The sequence below is a fragment of the Filimonas effusa genome, from assembly GCF_004118675.1.
In the GTDB taxonomy this organism is placed as follows: domain Bacteria; phylum Bacteroidota; class Bacteroidia; order Chitinophagales; family Chitinophagaceae; genus Filimonas; species Filimonas effusa.
Window position 1 is genome coordinate 241,347 of sequence record NZ_SDHZ01000002.1, and the last position, 22,424, is coordinate 263,770.

Below are 22,424 nucleotides of genomic sequence, written 5' to 3' on the forward strand. Positions count from 1 at the left end.
CAGGAATATAAAAAACGCTTTCGGGGGAAAAAGTGCTGCTTTGGGTGGTTCCAGGTCCGGATCAAGTGCGATGCAAGTGCGATACAAGTGCGATACAAGTGCGATCATGGTATACTTATGGTATACTTATGGTATAGCTATCGCATATGGGTAGTATATGTTGCCGGCTTAAGACGGCTCCCATTAACCTTTGCGACGGCAAATGGGGCTGACCATGTTATTTTTGGTCAGCCCCACAATTTACCTGGCCTACCAGACTTTGGTTTGGTGGTTTGACTGAAGTTGCAACATGATTTTGCTCTGCATATGCTTCAATTATTTCTGCAACAGTGCAGAGAGTTTTACATCCAGCGCCTCGCCCCGCAGATCGGTAGCGACAATAACTCCGGCAGGATCTATAAGAAAGTTGCGGGGGATACTGGTAACGCCATATAACAAGGCTGCGTTAGAATTAGGACCTTTCCCATCAGACAGCTGTATCCATGGCATAGCATCTTCCTTTACAGCACGCAACCAGTCTTCTTTCCTGAGATCGAGGGAGATAGAGATTATTTCAAAATTTTTCTGATGATAGTTCTTGTAAGCAGCAAGTAATACGGGATTTTCGGCCCTGCAGGGTTTACACCAACTAGCCCAGAAATCGACCAATACATATTTGCCCCTGCATTGATCGAGTGACACCCTGTTTCCTTTTTCATCAGGTAAAGTAAAAGGGATGGCTTTTTCACCTATTCTTGTTTTCCGCAAGGCATCAAACCGGGCCTGTAGCTGCAGTCCTTTCTCTGAATTACGCAGTCGTTCGCTGAGGCCCAGAAATAACGGTTCGGCAAGGAGTCCCTGTGAACTTCTTCCACGTTTTACAGCGATAGCAAGGCTTGCTTCTGCATAGGGGTATTGTTGTACAAAACTGGTTTCGATGCTATCGATCTTTTTGTATAGTACTGTCATGGCGGGAGTCAGCTTATTAAGTGACACAGTATCCTTCAAGAGGTAATAAGCTTTGGCCTGATCATTTAGCGGTTGCAACGCTTGTTGTAAAGGCCTGAGCGCTGCCTGCATGTTCTCTTCCGGCGATTGTTGCGCCAGCATAGATTTGCTTAGCAGGATCAACAATACCATTATCAACACAGATCTTTTCTTTTGCATCATATTTTGTTTTAAGGATTATTATTCATTCCGGGATTTTGCGCCATTACCTTACGGGGAAAGCGTAATACCAAGCGTTCTGGTTTCAAAGAATACGACGCAGACACAATTCCGTCGGCCGTCATCAGCTGATGCGCAGACTGCGTATTTGCCAGCAGCGGGTCTACCGAAAGCCTTCTCATATCGAACCAGCGGTAGCCCTGCACAGCGAACTCACGCTGTCTTTCTTCCATAATAAACGATAATAGTTTTATCTTATCTGCGCTGGTATCTGCCGGAATAGCTGCTTCTGTAGCCGGCATCCTGTTTTTACGCAGCGTGAGCAGGTCATCTGTTGCTTTACTTAGTTCTCCATTACGGGCAAAACACTCTGCCCGAAGCAGGTACAGGTCAGGCAATACAAATCCTACCTGCGTGAGCAACGGCCCTATCCTGCGATAGGCTCCGGCGGGGAGGTTGCCTGATGGGTAAGCTTTAGTGGAATAGAACTTCAAACGCAGATCACCGGGCTTAAACAATTTGGAGACTGCTGGTGACATCACAAATGTGTTTACGAAATAGCCGTAGGTATTGGAGAACTGCCTGCTGAAGATATTTTCTTCATTCACTGCATGTGTAGGGATGGCGGGTCCTCCTAAAGTTGCAATAGGAAGGAATGCGCCTCCTGTAGCGAAGGTTTGATTATAATTATACAGCTTTACCGAGATAGCCGATTGCGCCAGATCGTCGAAGGCGCTATTGAGCAATGGCAGCGCTTTTTCTGGTTGCTGCATAAACAGGTACACCTTTCCCAGCAGCGCTTTTCCAAGCGGGCGGGACATGCGTAGCCGGACAGAGAGCTTTGCAGGCAAATCGTTGATGGCTGTTTCGAGGTCACCCAGGATCTGATCATACACTTCCTGTACTGATGCGCGTGAAAAGCTGGTTAATGAAACATCGGCAGTGTTTACCAGGGGGAAACCGGCGTCGTGCGTGGCAGTTGCCGGATTGTATGGCTTGCCATAGAAATTGATAAGCAGGAATAAGGTCCAGGCTCGTCCTGTAAGCGCTTCGGCCCGCAGGCTTTTCTTTTGCGCTTCGGGCCCCTCTGCATTCATCACTTCGTTGATGATCTTATTATAGAGATAGATATTGGTCATAAGACCATCTAACTCCGGCGCATTTTCTTCGGCTTCATAGACTTCATCCTCCCAGCGGAACAAGCGTTGCTCGCGTGTAGTAGCTGCATCGAAATAAGACTTTATGGCAATGATATCATCGCCCAATATCACCTGCGGATTTGCACTTATATTAAGCAGGCTGGCATTGGTAAGCAGCCGTCCATAATCATCGGCGGTACCGGCAATTACGAAGCCTTTGGGCTCTACTTCGAGGAAGCTCTTTTTGCAAGAGGCAGCCAACACTATTATACATGCGGAGACTATATACAAATATGTTGAAGAAACTTTCATACTTTTTGTTTTAAATAGATACATGAGCACCAATGGTGAGGCTATTCTGGTTAAAAGGTATTGCGCGTACACCACCTTCGGTAATATTACCGATACCATTATGAAACTCAGGATCAATGCCGTAATGGTTGGCTTTCCATAACATCACGTTATTCACCTGCACGCGGAAGCTGATTGCTTTGGCTTTGACCCTTTGCAAGATGCCAGCAGGCAAACTCCAGGCAAGCGTGATGTCGCGCATTTTAATGTAGGCAGCATTGAGCACATTTACATTTCCTGCGGTGTAATAGGCGACATCACGTTGTGCCGCCAATGCAGCGGTAGGCACCCACGCAGGAATATTGGTGAAAGCCTCATCACCTGACTGTTTCCACCTGTTGGCAAACTCTGCATTTACGTTACCGCTGGTAAAGCTGCCGGCAGTGTGTACGAGGCCGCGGCCTGTATACAGGCTATTGACGTCGCGCCGCATTTTATGTCCAAAACTGTATACCAGATTTATATCCAGTGTAAAATTTTTGAAGCGCAGGGTATTACTCAGTCCCCCGTTCCAGACAGGCTGTACGGTTCCCATATACAGCACATCATTGATACCGGCGGCATTTTTAGCTTTCGCAACAGTATTGTCGTTCAATTGCACCAGGGGATTTCCATCTTTATCAAGCCCTCCATAACGGTATGCAAACAATGCGTAGGCTGCGTAACCTTCCAGGTAACTGGCATCTATTTTACCTGCGGCTGTAGTGATGGGTGTAGCCAGGTTAAGACGGGTGATCTTGTTGCTGTTATAAGAGAGGGTGAACAACGTACTCCATTCCAGGTTCGTGTTTATTACATTACGCGTATTGAGAGAAAGCTCTGCGCCCTTGTTGATCATATCGCCAAGGTTACCGGTGATTTGTGCATAACCGGAGAAGACATTCGTGTTGACCCTGCCGATAAGATTTTCTGTTTTTTTATGGTAAAGGTCTATGCTGGCGTTGATCCGGCTATCCAGTACAGAAAAGTCGATACCCATGTTGACAGTGCTGGTACGTTCCCATGTGAGTGCCCTGTTGGCGGGAGTAGCTATGAGCAGGCCAGTTCCTTCCACTCCATTTATCTGATTATTTGGAGTCAGGATATCGTATGATGCTGCACTGCCGGGGTTGGGACTATTGCCGGTGATACCATATGTAGTGCGTAATGCAAGCCTATCAATCCAACTGACGGACCTCATAAAACTTTCGCCACTGATCAGCCATTTGCCACCGACACTCCATATTGGCCTGTTTTGTGCGGATTTGTCTTTACCAAAAAGGTTGGACTCATCGATACGCCAACTGGCGTTGAAGGTGTATTTGCGGAGAAAAGTATAAGCAGCATTGGCATAATAGGAAGTAAAACGCGTTCTTCTTTCTGTATCCCGGAACGGAACCGCATTTGTCATCAGGCTCTTACCGGTATTATTCAGCATTACCGGATTTACGATGCCTGTGTCTGCCAGCTTTGCATAGTTGATATTCTGGTAAGTTTTCAGGAGTTCGTTATACCCCCATACCTGTGAAGAGCGGGTAGTAAGCAGCAGTTCCTGCGCTTCCTGACCGGCAAGTAAGGAAAGCTGATGCCGCTGGTTATTCCATGAATTATTATACGTCAATTGATTTCTCACCGTCCAGTTGCGCGTAGACGAATCTGTTACAGCATACCTGCCACCTTTTGTGGGCAGATACCAGGTAGGCGTTCCGCCGGTAGTGGCGGCAGGAACCGTGTACTGTGCCACTTCGGCCCTGACACTATATGCTTTGGCATCATCATAAGAAGTGCGGGTAGCAGCTCCTTTCCACAACCCGTAAGTACCTTCAAACTTCAGTCCTTTCGCCAGTGCCAGTTGAATACCACCGGTAATTCTTGCCAGCAAAGCATCGGACCGGGTATACCCGTAATTGAATTCATTGACCGGATTATAATTAAGATCTATGCCACTCTTACCGGTATAGGCCATGCGGGTACTGTCGGAAAGGTATTGCATATAAGGCATGTCTATACTTTGCCCTGACTGGTCGTTAAACAGCTGGTACGGATAAAAGCGATTATTAACGGCGAGGTTTCTTTTGGCAGTACGCAACTGATTGGTAAGATCAGTTACCAGGAAGACAGCAGCGGTTTTCCCCAGCTTAATATCCTGTCGTACATTTATTTTAAACGTATTATTACTTTCTCCCGGCTGGTTACTTACTGTACTGGTATAGGCCGCTGAACCATAAAAGCCATATGTTTTACTACCGCCTCTAACAGAAATGGAGTGATTCATTAAAGAGGCGGGGCGGTACCATCTATCGCGGATCTGCTGCCTGTTATCGATAGCCGCCAGGCTGTCGAGGCTGGCATCCGCCTGCTGAGCAGAGATCAGTCCCCTTGCCCTGTTGTATAAAATCTGCTCATGCGGTGGCACTCCCCTGGAAGCGGTATAAATACCTGTGAATGACGACACCGTTGCCCAGGGATTGATAACAGGGTCGAATATGTCGCGCGCTCCCTGGATGAACTGTCTGCTGTTGAGCACCGGCATATAGTTCAGATCACCGCGTCCCTGAAAGCTGTAGAAGCCATCATATTCGACACTCAGCTTTTCGTCGGTATTACCACGTTTGGTTTGTATGACAATAACGCCGTTGGATGCGCGGGAACCCCATATAGAAGCCGCTGCCGCATCTTTCAATACCGTTATATCTGCCACATCCTGGGGATTAACGGACGAAATATCTTCCAGCGGTACGCCATCCACTACGAAAAGTGGCGTTCTGCTGCCGTTGAGTGAAGTAAGTCCTCTCACGAGTACAGGATTGGCAGCAGCGGCAGGCGAGTTATTGATGACCAGGCCAGGGACGAGGCCATCCAGACGTTGCAAGATGTTCATACTGGTAGAGCGATTGAGCACCAGATTCATGTCGGGTTTAGCAAATGAACCGGTACTTCTTTCACGGGGAAGCACCTGGTAGCCGGTACTTACGATTTCCACGACCTGTAGTTTATTCTCTTTGATAGCTGCCGTTATTGCCAGGTACTGCCGGCCATTCACCGCTATTTCCAGTGTGTAAATGTTCACGCCTGCTACGACGACAATTGCATTTACAGGAAGATGTTTTAGCTCAAAGCTGCCATCATCAGCGGTAACCGTTCTAAGGCCGGTTCCTTTCACAGTAACGGACAGGCCCGATATAGCAACGCCTTTATCGTCGGTTATTTTCCCGGTAAGGTCACTGGTAGGCATGGCATCATCGACAAATACCGCCAGGCTATGCGAGGGCAAGGCTTTACGGGACAGCAGGATGGTTTTTCCTGAAATACGGTATTGCAAAGGCTGATCCTTGGTGATAAGATCCAGGAAAGCTTCTACGGCCATATCCTTTACGGATACCGACACCGGATGCGTAGCCTCCAGCAAGTTGCGGTTGCCAAATACTACGTATCCCGACTGTTTCCTGATACTGTCGAATACGGTTTTCAACGAAAGGTTGTTGCCTGACAGGGTGATCTTTTGCGAAAAAGTGCGTGCCGATACCTGGAGGCAGATCGTAAATAAAAATAAAGTCATCAATCTCATCATCAGCGGGATTAAAGCGGGCAGCTGAAAGCGTATCCTGATAGGTATAGGAATAGCCTTACAACTGCGCATAGCAGTTTTTTGCATAAATTGCAGTGTTTGGTTCTTGAATTTTGTTGACTAAGGCAATTTTCCAGGTTAACCAACTTCTGCCGGAAGTGCCGAAATCACTTCCGGTTTCTGTTACCGGGGCAATACAACCAGCCTGCGCCCATTTTCTATTGTTACATGTAAGTCTGCATCCTGTAATCCTTTCAGTACTTCCTGCAGCGGAAGGTCTTTTCTCATATAACCCATGAAATGTACATCCGGAATACCTTTGGGATATTCTACCTCTACATTATACCAGCGTGCCAGTTGCATCATCGCTTCTTTTACGTCGGCATTTTCGAAATTAAACAGTCCATTTTTCCAGGCTACCGCCTGTTCCGTATCTGCTGGTTTTACCATGAGCTTGCCCTGCACCAACATTGCCTTCTGACCGGGCTGAAGCAAGACTTTTTTATCAGCATATGGCGGTTTTCCCCTTAGGGCCACTTTACCATCCAGCAACGTAACAGCGAATGCATTGTCGCCAGTATATGCCTGTATATTGAAACTGGTACCCAGTACAGCTATTTCGGCCCTATTGTCTGATTCTACAAAGAAAGGTTTGTTTTTCAATTGCGCCACTTCGAGATACGCCTCGCCTGAAATCTGAATACGTCTTTCTGTACCATCGAAAGTGGTGGGGTACCGGATGGTGCTGGCAGCATTCAACCATACCCTGGTACCATCAGACAACATCAGCTGAAACTGCCTGCCATTAGGCGTGCTAACCGTATTAAAAGCAGCAGTGCCGGCTGCGTTTGCATCGCCCTTATATTGCAGCATATTGTTCTCCAGGATAATCTGTGCACCACGTTCTGCTGCTATATGCCCGTTACCCAGGCTGTCGAGCACAATACGCCGTCCATCCGACAAAGTAAGAACAGCTCCATTGCCGCCAGGGAGGATCAGCTCTGTGGAGGAGAGTTCCCCGCCAGATTGCAGACGGGTATTGTAGAACCACCAGCAGGTGGCAACCAGTACCAAGAGGGCGGCCGCAGACAAACGCACCACCAGCGAACGGATACGTGCTTTTCGCCGGAGCAGTTGCATCTCCCGCTCTTCGCGGTAAATCCGCAATTGGAGCCGATCGAGCCATTCCGGCTGGAATGAGGGTAATACGTCCATCGTAATCAATTGCTGGTAATCGTCAAATACATGGATGTACTCTTCTTCAGAAAGTTCCTGAAGCCAGGCATACAATTCCTCTTTTTCCGTTTCGGAAATAGTATGATCGGCCATTTTCTGTAAAAGCGAGTGGTATTGCATATCTGCAGCTTATATCTACCAGCCGTAGCCAAAAGAAAAGTGTGGACGTTTTCACGGATTTTTTTTCAGACAGCGGAACGCAAGAGCAAATATTTGCCACCTGCCAGCAACAATAGCGTAAACAGCGGCATCTGCTTTACGTCTTTCCTTACTACTTTAGATGCTATATACAGCTGTTTTACTACTACGGCTTTAGAGAGCCCTGTAATAGCAACGATTTCACTGAGGGAATAATCATCTATGACCCTTAATGTGTAAATCAGCCGTTGCCGGTGAGGAAGGCGATCGATTGCCTTCATGGCAGCAGCGTACATTTCTTTGTATTCCAGCGGCTGATGGTCCGTTGCTGTCAGCGTACCGGAAGCCATTTTATTCTCTCTTCTGAGGGAAGCTGTCGCCTTTCGTTTCATATCCACAACGAGGTTTCTTGCTATTTTTATCAAAAAGCCCTCAAACGAGTTGATATGAGGCAGCAGCTCTCTCTTAATCCAGATTTTAATAAAAGCTTCCTGGATAATATTTTCAATATCTGCACCCGGGCAGAAAGGCAACAGCCGTTGCTGAAGCCTGGGCTGATAGTAGCGGTACAAAGCGGTAAAAGCCTCCATATCCCCGGCTGAGATCCGTACAAGCAGTAGTGCGTCTTTATCTGGAGGGTCGGCTGTCAAAATGAATGCTATTAACAGCAAAGAAACAAAATTTGAGCGACTTCAATTCACTGATGCATGGCCAGGGTTTAAGCAAGCCCTGCTTTAGGTTATTGGGGCGCTTAGCCATGTTTTTTATATGTTATTACTATTCTATAGCCATCCGGGTCTAACAGGGTGGTGCCATTGGCTAACCAGTAGGGGTTTTTAGGCTTAACCCCGGGTATCTGCAATTCTGCTGCCCGTTTGAGCAAATCGAGATAGGCTTCGTAATTATCTGCGTAAAATACGAGCAGGTCATCTTCGTCAACTGTATGAACCGGAGGTTCGTTGGACACGGTAAATTCCAGATGCCAGCCGGCATCTTTTAGTCCCAGAAAAACGCCATCATAGTTTTGATGATTTTTAAAGTCGCCGATTATTTCAAGTCCCAGCAGATTTGTGTAAAAGGTAATTATTGGTTGTAATGACATCGTATGTCTTGCCACTCTTAAGATCATAGTCAGACTTTATTGCAAATTAAGATACATTGCCCTTGAATTTTAAACCCAAACTCTTAAACCATGAAAAAAAACAATCAGTCTGCTGGCGTTTACCTTTATTTATCTGAACAATTTGTTTTGCCAGACCACTGTGGGAACATTGCAGACAGTTACAGAAAACGGGAATACGACGACAAAGGATATTTATGCGGCGCAATACTTTTCGGAAGGCACTACTGCTGGTTTCAGCTTCAGAGATCGTGATCTTTCCGGAAAAAGCTGGTCATTGTATGCACAGGGAGGAGCTATGAAATTTACCAACCAGGCTAATGGGAATATCATATCCTTTCTATCAGGTATGCGCGCTAAAAATCGTGCAGCCACTGATTTGCTCCATTTCGTTTTGTTCATACTTAGTTAGCTTTAAAGCATGACTCCGGAATTTCAAAAATTCTCTGATAGCCTGGTGAGAATAAAACAATTCCGCCACCATATTTCCCAGATACCTGCCCGACTTTCTTAAAAGTTTGTCAGTTGCTTTGCGATATGCTTCCGACGACATTTCTTTCCTCCTTAGAGAATAAGCAATTTTAATTCCATTACTTCTATTCTCTATAGGATATTCACTTATCATTTTCACACAAACGATATAGTCGGGATATTCACCTGAAGCATTCACCAGTTGTACCCTTTCAAGAAAACCGGCAAGATGCGCGCGAAGCGTTTCAACACGGTAATACTTATTGTATTTTTTAATTGATAACAAATTACCCCGTATTGTTTGTTGCCACAATCCATTAACCTCCGATTTTTCGAGCAGTCCCTGTTTTTCCAGGCAACTTAATACATCATCAGCAGCCTTATTATCCATTTGCAAGACCTGGCATATATCATCTTTTGACACCAGCCCGGCCTTAGTCTTTTTAAGCAGTTTAGCTATTTCCTTCTGACTAATCATTATATTTGGAGTATGAATACTATAGATATTTTTTTGGGCATCGGAACAAATATCCTGTCCAGCTACATCTACGAAAAGGTAGCGAATTTTCTAAAAAATATCTGTTTTTAGTTTAAAAGAGGCACAAGGTCGGTGACTTATTCGGAGAGAGGCAAAACACAACTAAACAGCCTGTTACATTTTACAAAATCATATATTATTTCTATTTTGCGTGTACACTGAAGTAGTTTTTAAAACCCAGTTCAACACAACCAGCTAACTATCAAAACCTTACACTATGGATTCAGCAGAGCTTGCCGCATTCCTGTTTCAGCAAATAGAAGAAACCATTGGTTTTAAGCAGTATGTAAGCACAGTTAACATTTCTTACGACCATGGCAATACTTACGGGAATGAATATATCCAGGTGATCTATAGAGTTACGGGCAATGATCAATTTGAACAACTACCTTTTAATGAGCGGAATAGTATGTTTCAGATGGCTTCGACCTATGTGTTTACGCTAGCGACCAACAGGAAAAGGTTTGAGGAGAAAGAGAAGCTGTGGCGCATTATTGCGTTCAGATACATTTATGAGAGTCTTATGTCGTATGCTGCATTAAAGCTGGAGAAACATCTTGACCCGGAAAGCGTAGTTATCAAGATAAAAGGAATCGATCTCTGGCCTATGAGCAATTATGCGGAAAAGTTTTTCCTTACAGATACAACAGACCGGTATAGCAATGCGATGCTTTCGGATTTCGACATAGACATCGTTCAATGGAACAAGCTGCATGAACTGGCGAACAACTCTAAGAAAATATATGATAAAGAGAAAAAAAGATTTACGATAACTGCAGCGGAAATAACAAGCATATCGTATCTGAATTCAAACTCTGTTTACGCAACACTTTTGCGTTACAACGTGCCTATTAAAATCAAGGGAGTTAAAACCATAGATGCAACCTATATACATACACTTAAACTAACAGAAGCCTTAAAAAAAGAAATGAATGCCGGCGACTGGGCGATCTGCCGTCCATCTGTTTGTGAAAGGATACTGACTTATTTGTATGACCACTACCTATTATCCGAAAAAGAAAGTATTATCAATCACCAGCAATCCGAGTATTTAAAAAATTTTGCTGTTCAAGAGGGGGACATTGTACAATTACAGGACAAACGTATTGTTGTTGTATGCTCTGTATTCTTTGATTCGAATCATTCGGCGAATCTGAAGTATGTTAATTTAAAGACCAATCTGGAGACCGGTGAGCGAACGAGGGTTATAGAAATAGGGAAGGCACTTTATCATCTCAAAAGGAAAGATTTCCTGGATTTTATGAGCAGCATAGCTGTCAAGCATTTGTCTATCCTGGATAAATGGATGGCTAAAAGAAAAACAAAACTGATGTTTTCGCCATTTGAGCCTGATCTGGTAAAGGGGCTTCCTCATTAAATACGCTCCAAATTCATTATATTTGGACTACTATGAGCACTATAGAATTAATTATTGGCGTTCTTCTGAACATTCTCTCCGGCTTTTTTTATGACAAGATCAAAGCCTTCATTAAAAAAATACCTTCTTTCTGATTTAAAAGAGGATTCGAACCGGCACTCCTTCCTGCCAGACCTACCTGCTTCATAATCAACCTTTTATTGACAGCCTATTTTTAACCAGCTATATTATTTTGCGGAACATTCATTTCCTTCTGTAAATCTCTAAAAACATAACCTATTAAGAAAGAGTAATTTATGCAGTAATTCTACGATTGAGATGTTGCAGTTCCTCACCTATCAGGCAGTCACTCCTTTTTAACATTATGATATACAAATCATTATAAAGCAATTTCAATTCAGTCTCCGCACATAACGCTGGCACCTTCGTATACAGACCAATGCTTGCTGACAGATCTTAACTTATTCAGAAACAATTATATCTGCCGGCATTTGCGGGGAGGGTAACGTGGAATTATGATAGCTTTGCACAAAAAAAGTATGTCTTTCACTTCCCTTGGCTTATCTGCATTTTTACTTAAGGCGCTCGACGAACAGCAGTATAAGGCACCCTATCCGGTGCAGGAACAGGCAATTCCGGCGTTGTTAAAGGGGAAGGATGTTTTGGGTATATCCAAAACGGGATCGGGCAAAACAGCAGGTTATTTGCTGCCGATACTGGAGTTGCTCAGCAAAAACAAGATAGAGAAAAGGGACCGTCATGTACGGGTTTTAATAATGGTTCCCACCCGGGAGCTGGCTATCCAGGTAAATGATTCGTTTGGGCGGTTTAGCCATCATCTGCCGCAGCAAATAAAAACCATGGCTGTTTATGGCGGCGTTTCTATTAATCCGCAGATGATGGCGCTTCATGGTACTGATATTTTGATTGCTACCCCCGGAAGGTTGCTGGACCTGATGCATTCAAATGCGGTGCATTTATCGCAGGTGGAAATACTGGTCCTGGATGAGGCGGATAAGCTGCTTCATTTGGGTTTCAAAGAGGAGATGGATAAGATCTTTTCGTTTCTGCCTTCCAAACGTCAGAATGTTCTTTTTTCTGCAACTACCACCGATGACATCAATGATATGCAAAAGCTATTGCTGCATCAACCGGTGAAAATTGAAATTGCAGCTGAGGAGCATGATATAGATGCCATAGAACAACTGGCTTATCATGTAACAGCAGACCGCAAAGGACCCTTTTTGCGTTACCTGATCAAAAATGAGGATATGCAGCAGGTGCTGGTGTTTACTTCGGCTGTAAGAACGGCAGACAATCTTACGGGCAAACTGATTAAGAATGGCATTCATGCGGCATCGCTGCATGGGCATTTGAGTCAATCGGCGCGCATTAATACGTTGCAACGCTTCAAGGAGGGGAAGCTACGTGTGTTGGTAGCTTCTGATCTTGCTTCGCGTGGCATTGACATACAGGAGCTGCCTGTAGTGATCAATTATGAGCTACCGCGGTCGCCAAAGGATTATATTCATCGCATCGGGCGCACGGGAAGGGCAGATGCGTCGGGAAGAGCTATTTCATTGATCTGTCCTGAAGACCAGCATCATTTTGGGATCATTCAGAAAAAGATGGGCAAAAAAGTGGAGACCAGGGAGAGCGATGCTATTAACCTGCATGGATATTAAAACTACTTAGCTTGTTGTTAGTAAGACTGTTTACCCTGGCGGGAGAATTTTTCGCCACTGGGACCGCCACACCAGGGCCAGCCATGGAAATATGTAAGCGTTCCGGATGTCAATTCCTGGATTGCAAGCAATTTTACTGTTGGTTTCAGGTTGTGTGATAGTCTTACAGTATCGTTGGTAACCATTTCGTAGCGGTTATATAAATTGTTCCTGGTATCGTTATATTCACCCGAGGGAGTAAATGTAATTGTCGCCTCATCCTGAGCGGCTATAAACCGGCCGGAGCCATCGCCCGGATCGTTGCGGGTTTCGATTAGTTTCCAAGAACCTACTATTGAATTTGTGGAATACTGCTCTTTCTCTTTAGCGCAAGAAAGCAGCAGGAAGGCAGCCAGCATGATGTATAATAATTTCATGGCACTTGTTTAGGGTTTTGATCATTGATCTGCCGGTATCGTTGCGTTGGGACAGAAATTTAGTAATTGCGTCTGTGAGCGTGGTCAAGGGCGGGAGGGTAAAGGCGGCAGATGATGCTACCGGCTTTGGTCTTGATGCTGGCATTTCGTAGGCTTTCGTAATACAGATTGACCTAGTGACTGACAGCATTAGCGAATGGTATTAGATGACCAGCGCTTTGCTTACGCATGTTAAGAAGGACTTTTTGCAGGTAACGTGTTCAAATATTATCAGCGCTATATTCCTGATGTTGTAGAAACCGGGGCTGCCTAAACAAATAATCCGATTAGAGAAGCCATTCGTAGCAGGGTGGCTTTAAAAGAACAGCAGTTGACCCAATAAGGGGTCAAAGGGTAAGGCCTGTATGTCTATACAGGCCACTTTTAAATTTCCTAGTAGCACCAGGCTGTTTTGCCTTAGATGGGTCTATTTTTCCCCTAAGCCCTGTATTTTGATACAGGGCTTTTTTATTATCTCGCGATAGCGGCGGTTGTGCCCAGTTGATTCCGTTTTTCATAGTAGAGGCCAACCAGGATGCTATTACCGTTCCGGTCTATTTCAGCGCGCCGTATTTTGCTTTTTCGAATTTCGCGGCTTCACCTTCCTGGAAAAAGAAGGGCGCTGCGCCGATATGGGGCCAGCGCTGATAGGGAGCGGTGTACTCTATCAGGTATTCCTGGTTAGCCAGCGGCGTTTTATGCTCCCGGAACCTGAGGCGATGGGCTACCCCATTGGGATCAATACCAACAACACACTATCCGCGCGTTGGAATGGTGTCTTTCCGATTGGTCCGGGAGGTCGCATAGTTCAGAAGCTGCAATAAATATTTTCCGGGATAAATTGATTTGGAAATATAAAAAGCAGCTCCTAGCTTTACACTGTACTAGATAAATAGTACACTAAAACAATACTCATGATAAATATAAGAGACCTCAACTTTTCGTACAGGCGAAAGCAGGTTTTCAACAAGCTGAACCTTTCGCTGGAAGCTGGTCATATTTATGGGTTACTGGGTGGAAATGGTATGGGGAAATCGACCTTACTGCGGAATATAGCAGGGTTATTATTCCCGGATTCCGGTTCCATCACTGTAAACGGGCATACTCCTGGTTTACGCAAGCCTTCTTTTCTGAGAGAGCTATTTATGATACCGGAGGAATTCTTTATTCCCAATATCACTATCGACCAGTATGTTAAGAGCAATGCGCCTTTTTACCCACATTTTGATGCGGAGCAACTAAAGAAGTACCTGCGGGATTTTGAGATACCGTTGGGCAACAAGCTACAGGATATGAGTTACGGTCAGCGCAAGAAAGCGCTGATAAGTTTTGGATTGGCTTGCAATACGCCGTTGCTGCTTATGGATGAACCTACGAACGGGCTTGACATTGTGAGTAAAAGCCAGTTCCGCAAGGTAATGGCTGGTGTGGCGGATGCAGGCAGGTGTATTGTAATAAGTACGCACCAGGTCAAAGACCTGGAGAACCTGATAGATGGAATTGTTGTGGTGGAAGATGGCAGGATATTATTTCACCAGACAATTGAAAGCATTTCCGGCAAGCTGGTGTTCCGGATATCGTTTGATGCAGCGGATACTGAACATGCTATTTATGCAGAGGAATCGTTCAAGGGCAATGCATTGATACTTGCCAATACCTTTAAAGAAGAGACGGCGATAGACCTGGAGTTATTGTATAAGGCGATTATATTTAAGCATACGGCATTAGCTGCTCTTTTCGAACCAACCCACTCTCCCACTCTTAAAACTACTGATCATGTCTGAACAATTGAATTTAAAAAGGCTAGGCCTGCTGATACGTAATCACTGGTGGGAGAACGGGCGGCTGTATGTGCTTGGCATTGTAAGTTTGATAGGATTGCTTGCGATTGTTTTTGGGATAGCGGTTGTTCCGGAGATCACGGTTAGATCGCCTTTTGAGCGGAACAGTTATTTTCAGACGGCTATTATAGGGTTGTATGTATCGGGCGTCATATTTGCCAGTGCATCGTGCCTGTCGATATCGGGTAAAACCAAGCGTATTTACTGGTTCATGCTTCCGGCGAGCCACCTGGAGAAGCTGCTTACGCTGGCGTTTTACACAATGATCGTATTTCCTATTGTATATATGACCTGCTATCTGGGTGTGCAGGAGCTTGTTATTGCGTTGCTACCGGCAGATAAGGTAGCTGCGAATGAAACGCTTGTCTCGTTTCTGTGTACAAGGAACGATATAGAGATCATCATTCCGCTATTTTTCGGCTTTCAATCTTTTTTCCTGATGGGCAGTATTTATTTTCAGCGCTTTGGTTTTATAAAGACCGTGATAGCATGCGCCATATGCATGTTACTATTTGTGGCGCTTATGACCAAGACCCAGGAGATGCTTGCCGCTCCTATGCCCGCTTATAAAGTGGACTGGAATGGTATAGAGGTCGTAAAACGTTCTCAAGCGTTTGTACGAATTTATACTTACCCGGACTGGATTAAAATACTGGCAACAGTGGTTGCAAGTACGGCATGGGCGCCAGCGTTCCTGCTGGTTGCCTGGTTCAGGCTAAAGGAGAGAGAGGTATAAGGCAACAAATGTTTTTCAAGCAAACCAATATGTATGCAATTTCATAACAACGGTCAGGCTATTTATTTACAGATAGTGGACTATGTGTGCGAGCAGATACTGCAGCAAAAATGGCTTCCGGAGGTGAAGGTGCCGAGTGTAAGGGAGCTGGCGATGCAGCTGGAAGTGAATCCGAATACTGTTGCCAGGGCTTATGATTTCCTGAAGCAGCAGGAGATCATAATGGATAAGCGTGGCATAGGTTATTTTATCACAACAGGAGCTGTGGCGTTGGTGATGCAATACCGGAAGAAGATATTTATAGACACTGAGCTTCCGCCGGTTTTCAGGATCATGCGCATGCTGGATCTATCGCCGCAGGATCTTCAACCATTATTTGAGCGCTATAAAAAAGAGGTTAACTCTTAAACTCCATAAAAATGAAAACAAGTAATAAGATATTAGCCGGGATTGTGGTATTAGCTTTTGGCCTCCCGGTGTTATCGGCTTTCATTATAAAAGCCAAAATAGCAAAGGGGGATTGTATTACGCGGAGAATAGAACCAGATGAGGTGACGTTGCGCAAATTGCGACGCCCGTTACCGGCGGGAGATTTTTCTGTGGTCAAGTTTAGCGGAGTGGGTGGCAACTTATCGTGTACCCTATATGGATCGGACACTTCCGGCTACTCCACAAAGAGTGAGAATATAATGGGAGACAGTGTACGGTTGCATTGTTTAAATGACACGTTATATGTGGACTTTATACAAAAGCCGAGAAAAGGCACACAGGTGTATTATGACATTATAAAAATGGCGTTGTTCGTGAAATCGGCTAAGACCATTGTCGTTTCCGAGACGCACCTGACAATAGCCAACCCGGGAGAAATCAGTTCTGATTTATCGGTAAAGATACAAGCCGATACCCCTTATGGCTCCTCCACTTCTGTTCTGGTGCAGGCGGATCGCCCGGATTACCGGAGCGGGCGGAAGCTGACATTAGATGCCAATGGGGGCAGTATCCTGATACACCCGTCGAACCCGGCCGACACGCTGGCGCTTGAGCTGAGGGGCGACACAAAGCTTGAATTGCCTGTTCCGGTGCATCATGTTATTGGGAGAATAGGTGATTCGGTTGAAGTAAAAGGCAACTGGAAGGAGTTAAGGGAGCTTCCACGGCGGTAAAAACAGGGCAGGCTTCAAATGAAAAGAGATCGTAAGCGGTATGTTACCGTTATACGATCTCTTTTTGTTTATATGATGGAGTGCCGTTTATGGCCCGTTTATGGCCCGTTCATTGTTCGTCTATCTCCCGTATATAAAGCGTACTTTTTCGTAGATGGGAGCATCCAGGCCGGCGGATCGCCGGCAGTGAATAAAGCTTTAGTAATTATACAATGATTTGGAAGTATTACCGGTGCAGGTATACCTGTGACCGACGGGCAATGTGGTATAGCAGCAAAATTGTGCGGGTATCAGACGCTACAATGTAGGCATTGTAGCTAGATTAAGGGATACACGACCTCTATGTGCGGGTTACAGAAGGAACTTCAAGAATTACAAGGGAATTATAGGAGCAATAATAGTTGTTATCAAAAATAAAAATCAATATTGAAAGGTGTTGCAGCAATGTATATCGTGATATACGTATGAGGCCATGAGAAAAGATTATTTTTGATTTTTTTATCTTATATAGATCACTTAATTTCAATTCAGAAAATTAAAAGTAGTCCCCTCTCCTAAGTGTGTAGTCTTTGTTCAACCTTAATAATTATTAAGGCAGGATATTTCTTTAGTATTATTTAGTAAACGAACCGGAAGTGATGCTTTCCGGCTGGTTTATATGTAATTTTTTATATCCAATATCTATTGATCAATGCGAGCAAAATGGAGCATGAGATAATCTATAAAGAACAATCCGTTACCGGGATCCCAGTAGCGGTACCCCAACCCCTGCAGCACTACCTGTTACCCTGGCCCCAGGAGACGATCTGCTGTCATTTCCCATTTGGTCATATTATAATGCAGCGTTATAACGGCAGCAGGATCGGCGCCTGTTATTATGTAGCCGCGTTGAAGGAAGAGATAACGATCTTATTTTCTTCGGGGCGGGCGATGGCGACGCTTCATTTCCAGTTAAAGAATAATATTACGACGCGGCTCGCGGGGGCCAGGCATTGCATTATATTACCGGAGCGTTCGTATGCGGCTTATTCCATTCCTGCGATAAGAGAGAGTGAGAGTAATTTTCATGCCGGCATAACGGAATCTTTTCATTTTGAATTTGACGAGCAATATGTGCAGGCGGCGGCGGAACATTATGATGAGTTTGCCAAGCTGCCTTATAGCATGCAACCCGGTATTACAGAGGTATATGCATTGCCATCGTGTCCTTTGAGCTTTGAAGCTTCGGACATTCTGCATGACGAGCTATTCCGGCTGGAGCCTTGTGAGATGCTAGAGCAGAACATACGCATACAGGCTGCGAAGCTGATGGCACATTATCGTACCGACAGCCGGCCTTTCACGCTGGCCGGTATGATACCTGAAGTAAGAAAGAACCCGGTATACGGGATCAATACAGATCAAAGAAGGAAAAGGAAGAGTATGCCTCCTGAAAACAGCTCGACGGAGTATGACCTGAGTTACTAAATACACAGCTTAAACCAACACATATGAAAGACAGCACAAGCAGCAATTTACCCGGCGGCGGATCGACCGGAGGATACATTTCAGGGTTACTCCCTCCCAGGGAATCGGAAAACAAAACATTTCTGGCCCATACGCTAGGTGACAACAAGTTGTTCAGGTGGTTAATGGTGCTTCTTGTTCTTGTACAGTTCATCATCTTCAAACTATTATATCCGTATCCTGATTTCTTTTCGGATAGCTGGAGTTATATCAGTGCTGCACAGAAGCATCTGAATGCCAATATCTGGCCTATAGGATACAGCAAGTTCCTCTGGTTGTTTCATGAGGTCACTCATTCGGCAGTAGCGTTAATATTTTTCCAGTATGCAATTTACCAGTTAGCGGCTTTGTATTTCTACAAAACCATTTTATACTTCTATCCTACGAGTAAGGCTACGAGGATCATATTGTGCCTGTTTCTTTTTTTCAACCCGTTGCATCTTTACCTGTCGAACTATGTATCTACTGACGGACCGTTTGTGGCGTTAAGTCTTGTCTGGCTTTCGGAGCTGATATGGATATTACAGCGTCCACGTATGAAGCATATCATCGTTCTGTCTGTGATCTTTGCTATTGCATTTTCGTTTCGTTATAATGCGATGTATTATCCCGTTATTGCAGCGGTGGCGTTTTATTTCTGCCGTAAACCTTTGTGGTTTAAATTAACAGGGGTATTTCTGGGGCCTGTATTGATCATACCTATTGTGCTGATAACATCCCATGCGGCCAAGGAGATGAGCGGGGTAGCGCAGTTCCCGCCTATACTGGGGGGCTGGCAATGGGCCAACAATGCTTTATATATCAGGGAATATATAACTATTGACACTACTCAATTTCCCAATGCGGAGATGGCCTCACTTGACAGGTTAGCCAGGCAATTTTATGAGCATACCCCTCCCGGGCAGCGTGAACCGGATACTTATGTAGGCAATTATTACATACGGCAAAAACGTGCGCCTTTAAAGATCTATATGGCGATAAAATACCAGGATGGCAGTGTGCCTTCGTGGGCGAAGGTGGCGCCGCTATTTGATGAATATGGAAAATATATTCTCAAAAAACACCCGCTGGGTTATGCGCGGTATTTTATGTTACCCAATGCGAAGAATTATTTTTTGCCGCCCCTGGAGAAGCTGGAGCTTTATAATCTGGGGCTTGACAACCTGGAGGACGTTGTACGGAAATGGTTTGATTTCGAGGGCAGGCAGGCTAAGGTGGTATCGAAGGATGTGCAGCACTATGTACTGATCATACTTCCAACCTTATTTATGGTACTGAACCTTTATGGTCTATGGGTACTTTATTCTTTTGCGAGCAAAGGGAGGTTAAGGGGTATTTCGCGGGGATTCATCAGTACGGTACTTTTACTTGCTGTATTGCTGGTATTAAATTTTTGTTTCAGCATTTTTGCGAATATAGTGGTAATGCGTTACCAGATATTCCCGATGATAGTGCTGCTGACGTTTGCGGTGCTTTTGACCGACTATCTGAATTTAAAGTTCAGGGAAGAGGAGCAGCTGTTGCGGGAGAAACAGGAGAAACAAGCTCCGCATGCGGAGCATCGTTTGCTCAGTGCTTAAATGGTTCTATTTTAGCTTATTCGCTAAAGCACCCTTATTTATTCACTAAAACACCTTTATGAGTGGGCTAAAGCAGCTTAATTCGTTTATCGAAACATCTTAATCCGTTCACTTAAACACCGCCGTATGTCTGCCATAACCGTTATCATACCTTGTTATAATGAAGCGACGCGCTTACCGGTAGCTGAATACCGGCAGTTTTTGTCGGCGCACGAGGATGCCCTCATTTTTGTAAACGATGGCAGTTCGGACAAGACGCTGGCGTTATTATATGCTTTAAAGGAAGAATATCCATTGCAGGTAGCGGTACTTGACCTGGAGAAAAATTCGGGCAAAGCGGAAGCTATACGGCAGGGGATGTTGTGGGCAACCCATTTGCAACCGGATGCGATAATAGGTTTTATGGATGCCGATCTGGCGACTCCGTTGGAGGAGCTTATTTATTTCAAAGACGCGTTCAAAGACAGGCGGCTGGATTTTGTTTTTGGATCGCGGATAGCGCGTATCGGGGCCAATATACAAAGATACCAGGCGCGTCACTACCTGGGCCGGGTGATAGCCACTTTTATCAGCAATTACCTGCGGCTTCCGGTGAATGACAGTCAGTGTGGCGCCAAGTTCTTTCATGCCGGTTTTGCAAGGCAATTGTTTGCAGAGCCTTTTGTATCGCGATGGCTGTTCGATGTTGAGCTCTTCCGGCGGATATCGTTGCTTGGGATAAGGGTTGACAGCTGTACCCTGGAATTACCTTTGCATACCTGGGTTGAAAAGGGTGGATCGAAACTGGTGCTGCGCGACATGGTAAAACTGCCATGGGAGTTTTACAAAGTGATGAATTACTATGCCGACAAGCGGAATTCGGTAGACATTTCGTTGTTATACCGGGATATTGGTGCGCAAATTTATTCTGCAGGGTTGAAAAGGACGCCGGGCAGGATCATTATGGATCAAGTGGATCCATAGGATCGAGGTGCAGGCAATCCAATACGGGGTAAAAAGCCAGTTCATGCGCAGAGAGGCGTTTTTTATCGCTATAGGGCAGGTATCCCAGTTCTTTCACATTTCTTTTATCAAAACGCTGGTCTTCGATATAGCGTGCCTGATCGATAGTTGTAACGCATAATGCCATTTTATTGAGAGGGATGCCGTAACGGATCATGAGGCGCGTGCCATTCCTGAAGTTTGTAGTGGTATGCCGGGCCTGCGGCTCTATAATAATAGCTTTTGCGGGTATACCGAGGTGTTTTATAAGGTACTGTTTCATTTCCAGCGCTTCATTAAAGGGCGTATGGAAGGGGTGACAGTAACCGCCACTAACAATAATAAACGGCGCGAGGCCTAGTTTAAACCGTTTTGCAACCAATTCGCAACGCAGTTTACCGCCGGGAGAGATGGCAACACCATAAATTTCGGGGCCTTCACCGGGAACGAGTATTGCGGAATATTGGTATTTTTTCCAATCTGTTTTCTTTATTTCCCGGACTGCGGCCTGGTTCTCTCCGGATTCCAGCGGCTCGAAGGCCGCCGGCTCATTGCGGTCGTTAAGAACCATCAGCCAGAGTGCCATGTGGAGTGAAGGTTCGTAAAACAGTTTCATATCTGATGCCTGTTCATTTAAAAAACCAAAAAGGTTCTTTACTGTGCTACGATAATAGCCGCTGTTAACGGGATAGCTCGCAGAATCGATCGAGGGATAGCGCATTTTTTGTCCCAATCCAAACTGGGCAATGATATAATTACTACCCTCCATATACTGTGCCCAGGTTTTGAGGAGGAATTCCTTGTTTGTAAGCTTTACAAAAAGCTGGTAAGCTCCGGAGGGACGCAGTTCGTTATCGATCATCTCATCAAAAGCCCTGGTATTTTGTTCATATAGTTCCCCCAAACGTTTATCCAATTTTAGGCTATCATCGGGAGACCACATAAAGCCCGGAAGCAGGGTGTCGAGGGCTGTAGTTTTATCGGAGGCATGCGTAGCCAGAAGATCGCGCCGCTGGCGGAATATTTCGGACAATCCGCTATCTTCTGCCAATAATTTTTTCAGGTCCGGGAAATGGCCTATGGCCGTTAGCAGGTAGAAATTTTTATCTGCAATTACGTTTCCGGATTTCAGCATTTTATGATTTTGCCTAAACCCTGCATTGGGTTGTGCAAAGACGGAGATCGCCGGCAGCAGGAAAACCGCCAGGACAAAGCAAGCCTTAATCATTGGTACAGATCGTTTTATATTTTTCATAAATGTGGGGCGAAGATAGGGATAGATGGCAGATGGTGGTAACAGATGGCAGGAAGGAAATGTTATTCTTTTTATACAGCGGGCTGGAAAGGCAGTCAATAGCGGCTATACCGGCATACCGGATATTGCGGACGGGGGATCTTTTGAAGAGGTAGAAT

Annotated in this window: 18 protein-coding genes; 9 read left to right on the plus strand and 9 right to left on the minus strand. The window is 45.1% G+C overall.

What is annotated here, in order from left to right; genetic code table 11:
• Nucleotides 1-315: 315 nt before the first annotated feature.
• From ESB13_RS12370 to ESB13_RS12400, 7 genes are all read right to left on the minus strand, one after another.
• Nucleotides 316-1,149: a peroxiredoxin family protein gene (locus ESB13_RS12370; protein WP_129003709.1), complete on the minus strand. Its 834-nt coding sequence runs from the start codon at nt 1,147-1,149 to the stop codon at nt 316-318.
• Between the two features lie 8 nt (nt 1,150-1,157).
• Nucleotides 1,158-2,597 (minus strand): RagB/SusD family nutrient uptake outer membrane protein, encoded by a 1,440-nt coding sequence (locus ESB13_RS12375; RefSeq protein WP_164974194.1) that lies wholly within the window; start codon nt 2,595-2,597, stop codon nt 1,158-1,160.
• A 10-nt stretch (nt 2,598-2,607) separates the two neighbouring features.
• Complete coding sequence (locus tag ESB13_RS12380; protein ID WP_129003713.1) at nt 2,608-6,270, minus strand: SusC/RagA family TonB-linked outer membrane protein; 3,663 nt, start codon at nt 6,268-6,270, stop codon at nt 2,608-2,610.
• Nucleotides 6,271-6,366: 96 nt separating this feature from the next.
• Complete coding sequence (locus ESB13_RS12385; RefSeq protein ID WP_129003715.1) at nt 6,367-7,539, minus strand: FecR family protein; 1,173 nt, start codon at nt 7,537-7,539, stop codon at nt 6,367-6,369.
• 65 nt (nt 7,540-7,604) lie between these two features.
• The gene (locus ESB13_RS12390; RefSeq protein ID WP_129003718.1) at nt 7,605-8,207 is read right to left on the minus strand and encodes an RNA polymerase sigma factor; all 603 of its coding nucleotides are present in this window, start codon (nt 8,205-8,207) and stop codon (nt 7,605-7,607) included.
• 101 nt (nt 8,208-8,308) lie between these two features.
• A complete protein-coding gene (locus ESB13_RS12395) occupies nt 8,309-8,686 on the minus strand; it encodes a VOC family protein (protein WP_129003720.1) in 378 nt (125 codons plus the stop codon).
• 334 nt (nt 8,687-9,020) lie between these two features.
• Nucleotides 9,021-9,626 carry a hypothetical protein gene (locus ESB13_RS12400; RefSeq protein ID WP_129003721.1) on the minus strand — a complete coding sequence of 202 codons (606 nt, stop codon included), beginning with the start codon at nt 9,624-9,626 and terminating at the stop codon, nt 9,021-9,023.
• A 277-nt stretch (nt 9,627-9,903) separates the two neighbouring features.
• Here ESB13_RS12400 and ESB13_RS12405 point away from each other — a divergent pair, with 277 nt between their 5' ends.
• Both ESB13_RS12405 and ESB13_RS12410 read left to right on the plus strand, forming a co-directional pair.
• Complete coding sequence (locus ESB13_RS12405; RefSeq protein WP_129003723.1) at nt 9,904-11,064, plus strand: hypothetical protein; 1,161 nt, start codon at nt 9,904-9,906, stop codon at nt 11,062-11,064.
• A gap of 539 nt (nt 11,065-11,603) precedes the next feature.
• A complete protein-coding gene (locus tag ESB13_RS12410) occupies nt 11,604-12,749 on the plus strand; it encodes a DEAD/DEAH box helicase (protein ID WP_129003724.1) in 1,146 nt (381 codons plus the stop codon).
• A 17-nt stretch (nt 12,750-12,766) separates the two neighbouring features.
• Here ESB13_RS12410 and ESB13_RS12415 read toward each other — a convergent pair whose 3' ends face one another.
• A complete protein-coding gene (locus ESB13_RS12415) occupies nt 12,767-13,165 on the minus strand; it encodes a hypothetical protein (RefSeq protein ID WP_129003725.1) in 399 nt (132 codons plus the stop codon).
• 953 nt (nt 13,166-14,118) lie between these two features.
• On the opposite strand from ESB13_RS12415, the gene ESB13_RS12420 reads away from it, so the two are divergent.
• From ESB13_RS12420 to ESB13_RS12450, 7 genes are all read left to right on the plus strand, one after another.
• Nucleotides 14,119-14,988, plus strand: a complete 870-nt coding sequence (locus ESB13_RS12420; protein WP_129003727.1) for an ABC transporter ATP-binding protein — start codon at nt 14,119-14,121, stop codon at nt 14,986-14,988.
• Nucleotides 14,981-15,781, plus strand: coding sequence for a hypothetical protein (locus tag ESB13_RS12425; RefSeq protein WP_129003729.1), 801 nt, complete (start codon nt 14,981-14,983; stop codon nt 15,779-15,781). The genes ESB13_RS12420 and ESB13_RS12425 overlap by 8 nt, the downstream gene beginning before the upstream one ends.
• Before the next feature lie 33 nt (nt 15,782-15,814).
• Nucleotides 15,815-16,189 carry a GntR family transcriptional regulator gene (locus ESB13_RS12430; RefSeq protein WP_129003731.1) on the plus strand — a complete coding sequence of 125 codons (375 nt, stop codon included), beginning with the start codon at nt 15,815-15,817 and terminating at the stop codon, nt 16,187-16,189.
• An 11-nt stretch (nt 16,190-16,200) separates the two neighbouring features.
• Nucleotides 16,201-16,944: a hypothetical protein gene (locus ESB13_RS12435; RefSeq protein ID WP_129003733.1), complete on the plus strand. Its 744-nt coding sequence runs from the start codon at nt 16,201-16,203 to the stop codon at nt 16,942-16,944.
• Nucleotides 16,945-17,646: 702 nt separating this feature from the next.
• Nucleotides 17,647-18,411 (plus strand): hypothetical protein, encoded by a 765-nt coding sequence (locus tag ESB13_RS12440; protein ID WP_129003735.1) that lies wholly within the window; start codon nt 17,647-17,649, stop codon nt 18,409-18,411.
• 23 nt (nt 18,412-18,434) lie between these two features.
• On the plus strand, nt 18,435-20,030 hold the full coding sequence (locus ESB13_RS12445; RefSeq protein WP_129003737.1) for a glycosyltransferase family protein: 1,596 nt from the start codon (nt 18,435-18,437) through the stop codon (nt 20,028-20,030).
• Nucleotides 20,031-20,156: 126 nt separating this feature from the next.
• The gene (locus ESB13_RS12450; protein WP_129003738.1) at nt 20,157-20,993 is read left to right on the plus strand and encodes a glycosyltransferase; all 837 of its coding nucleotides are present in this window, start codon (nt 20,157-20,159) and stop codon (nt 20,991-20,993) included.
• Here ESB13_RS12450 and ESB13_RS12455 read toward each other — a convergent pair.
• Nucleotides 20,971-22,239, minus strand: a complete 1,269-nt coding sequence (locus ESB13_RS12455) for a YdcF family protein (protein WP_129003741.1) — start codon at nt 22,237-22,239, stop codon at nt 20,971-20,973. The two genes, ESB13_RS12450 and ESB13_RS12455, sit on opposite strands and share 23 nt — an antisense overlap.
• Between the last annotated feature and the right edge of the window lie 185 nt (nt 22,240-22,424).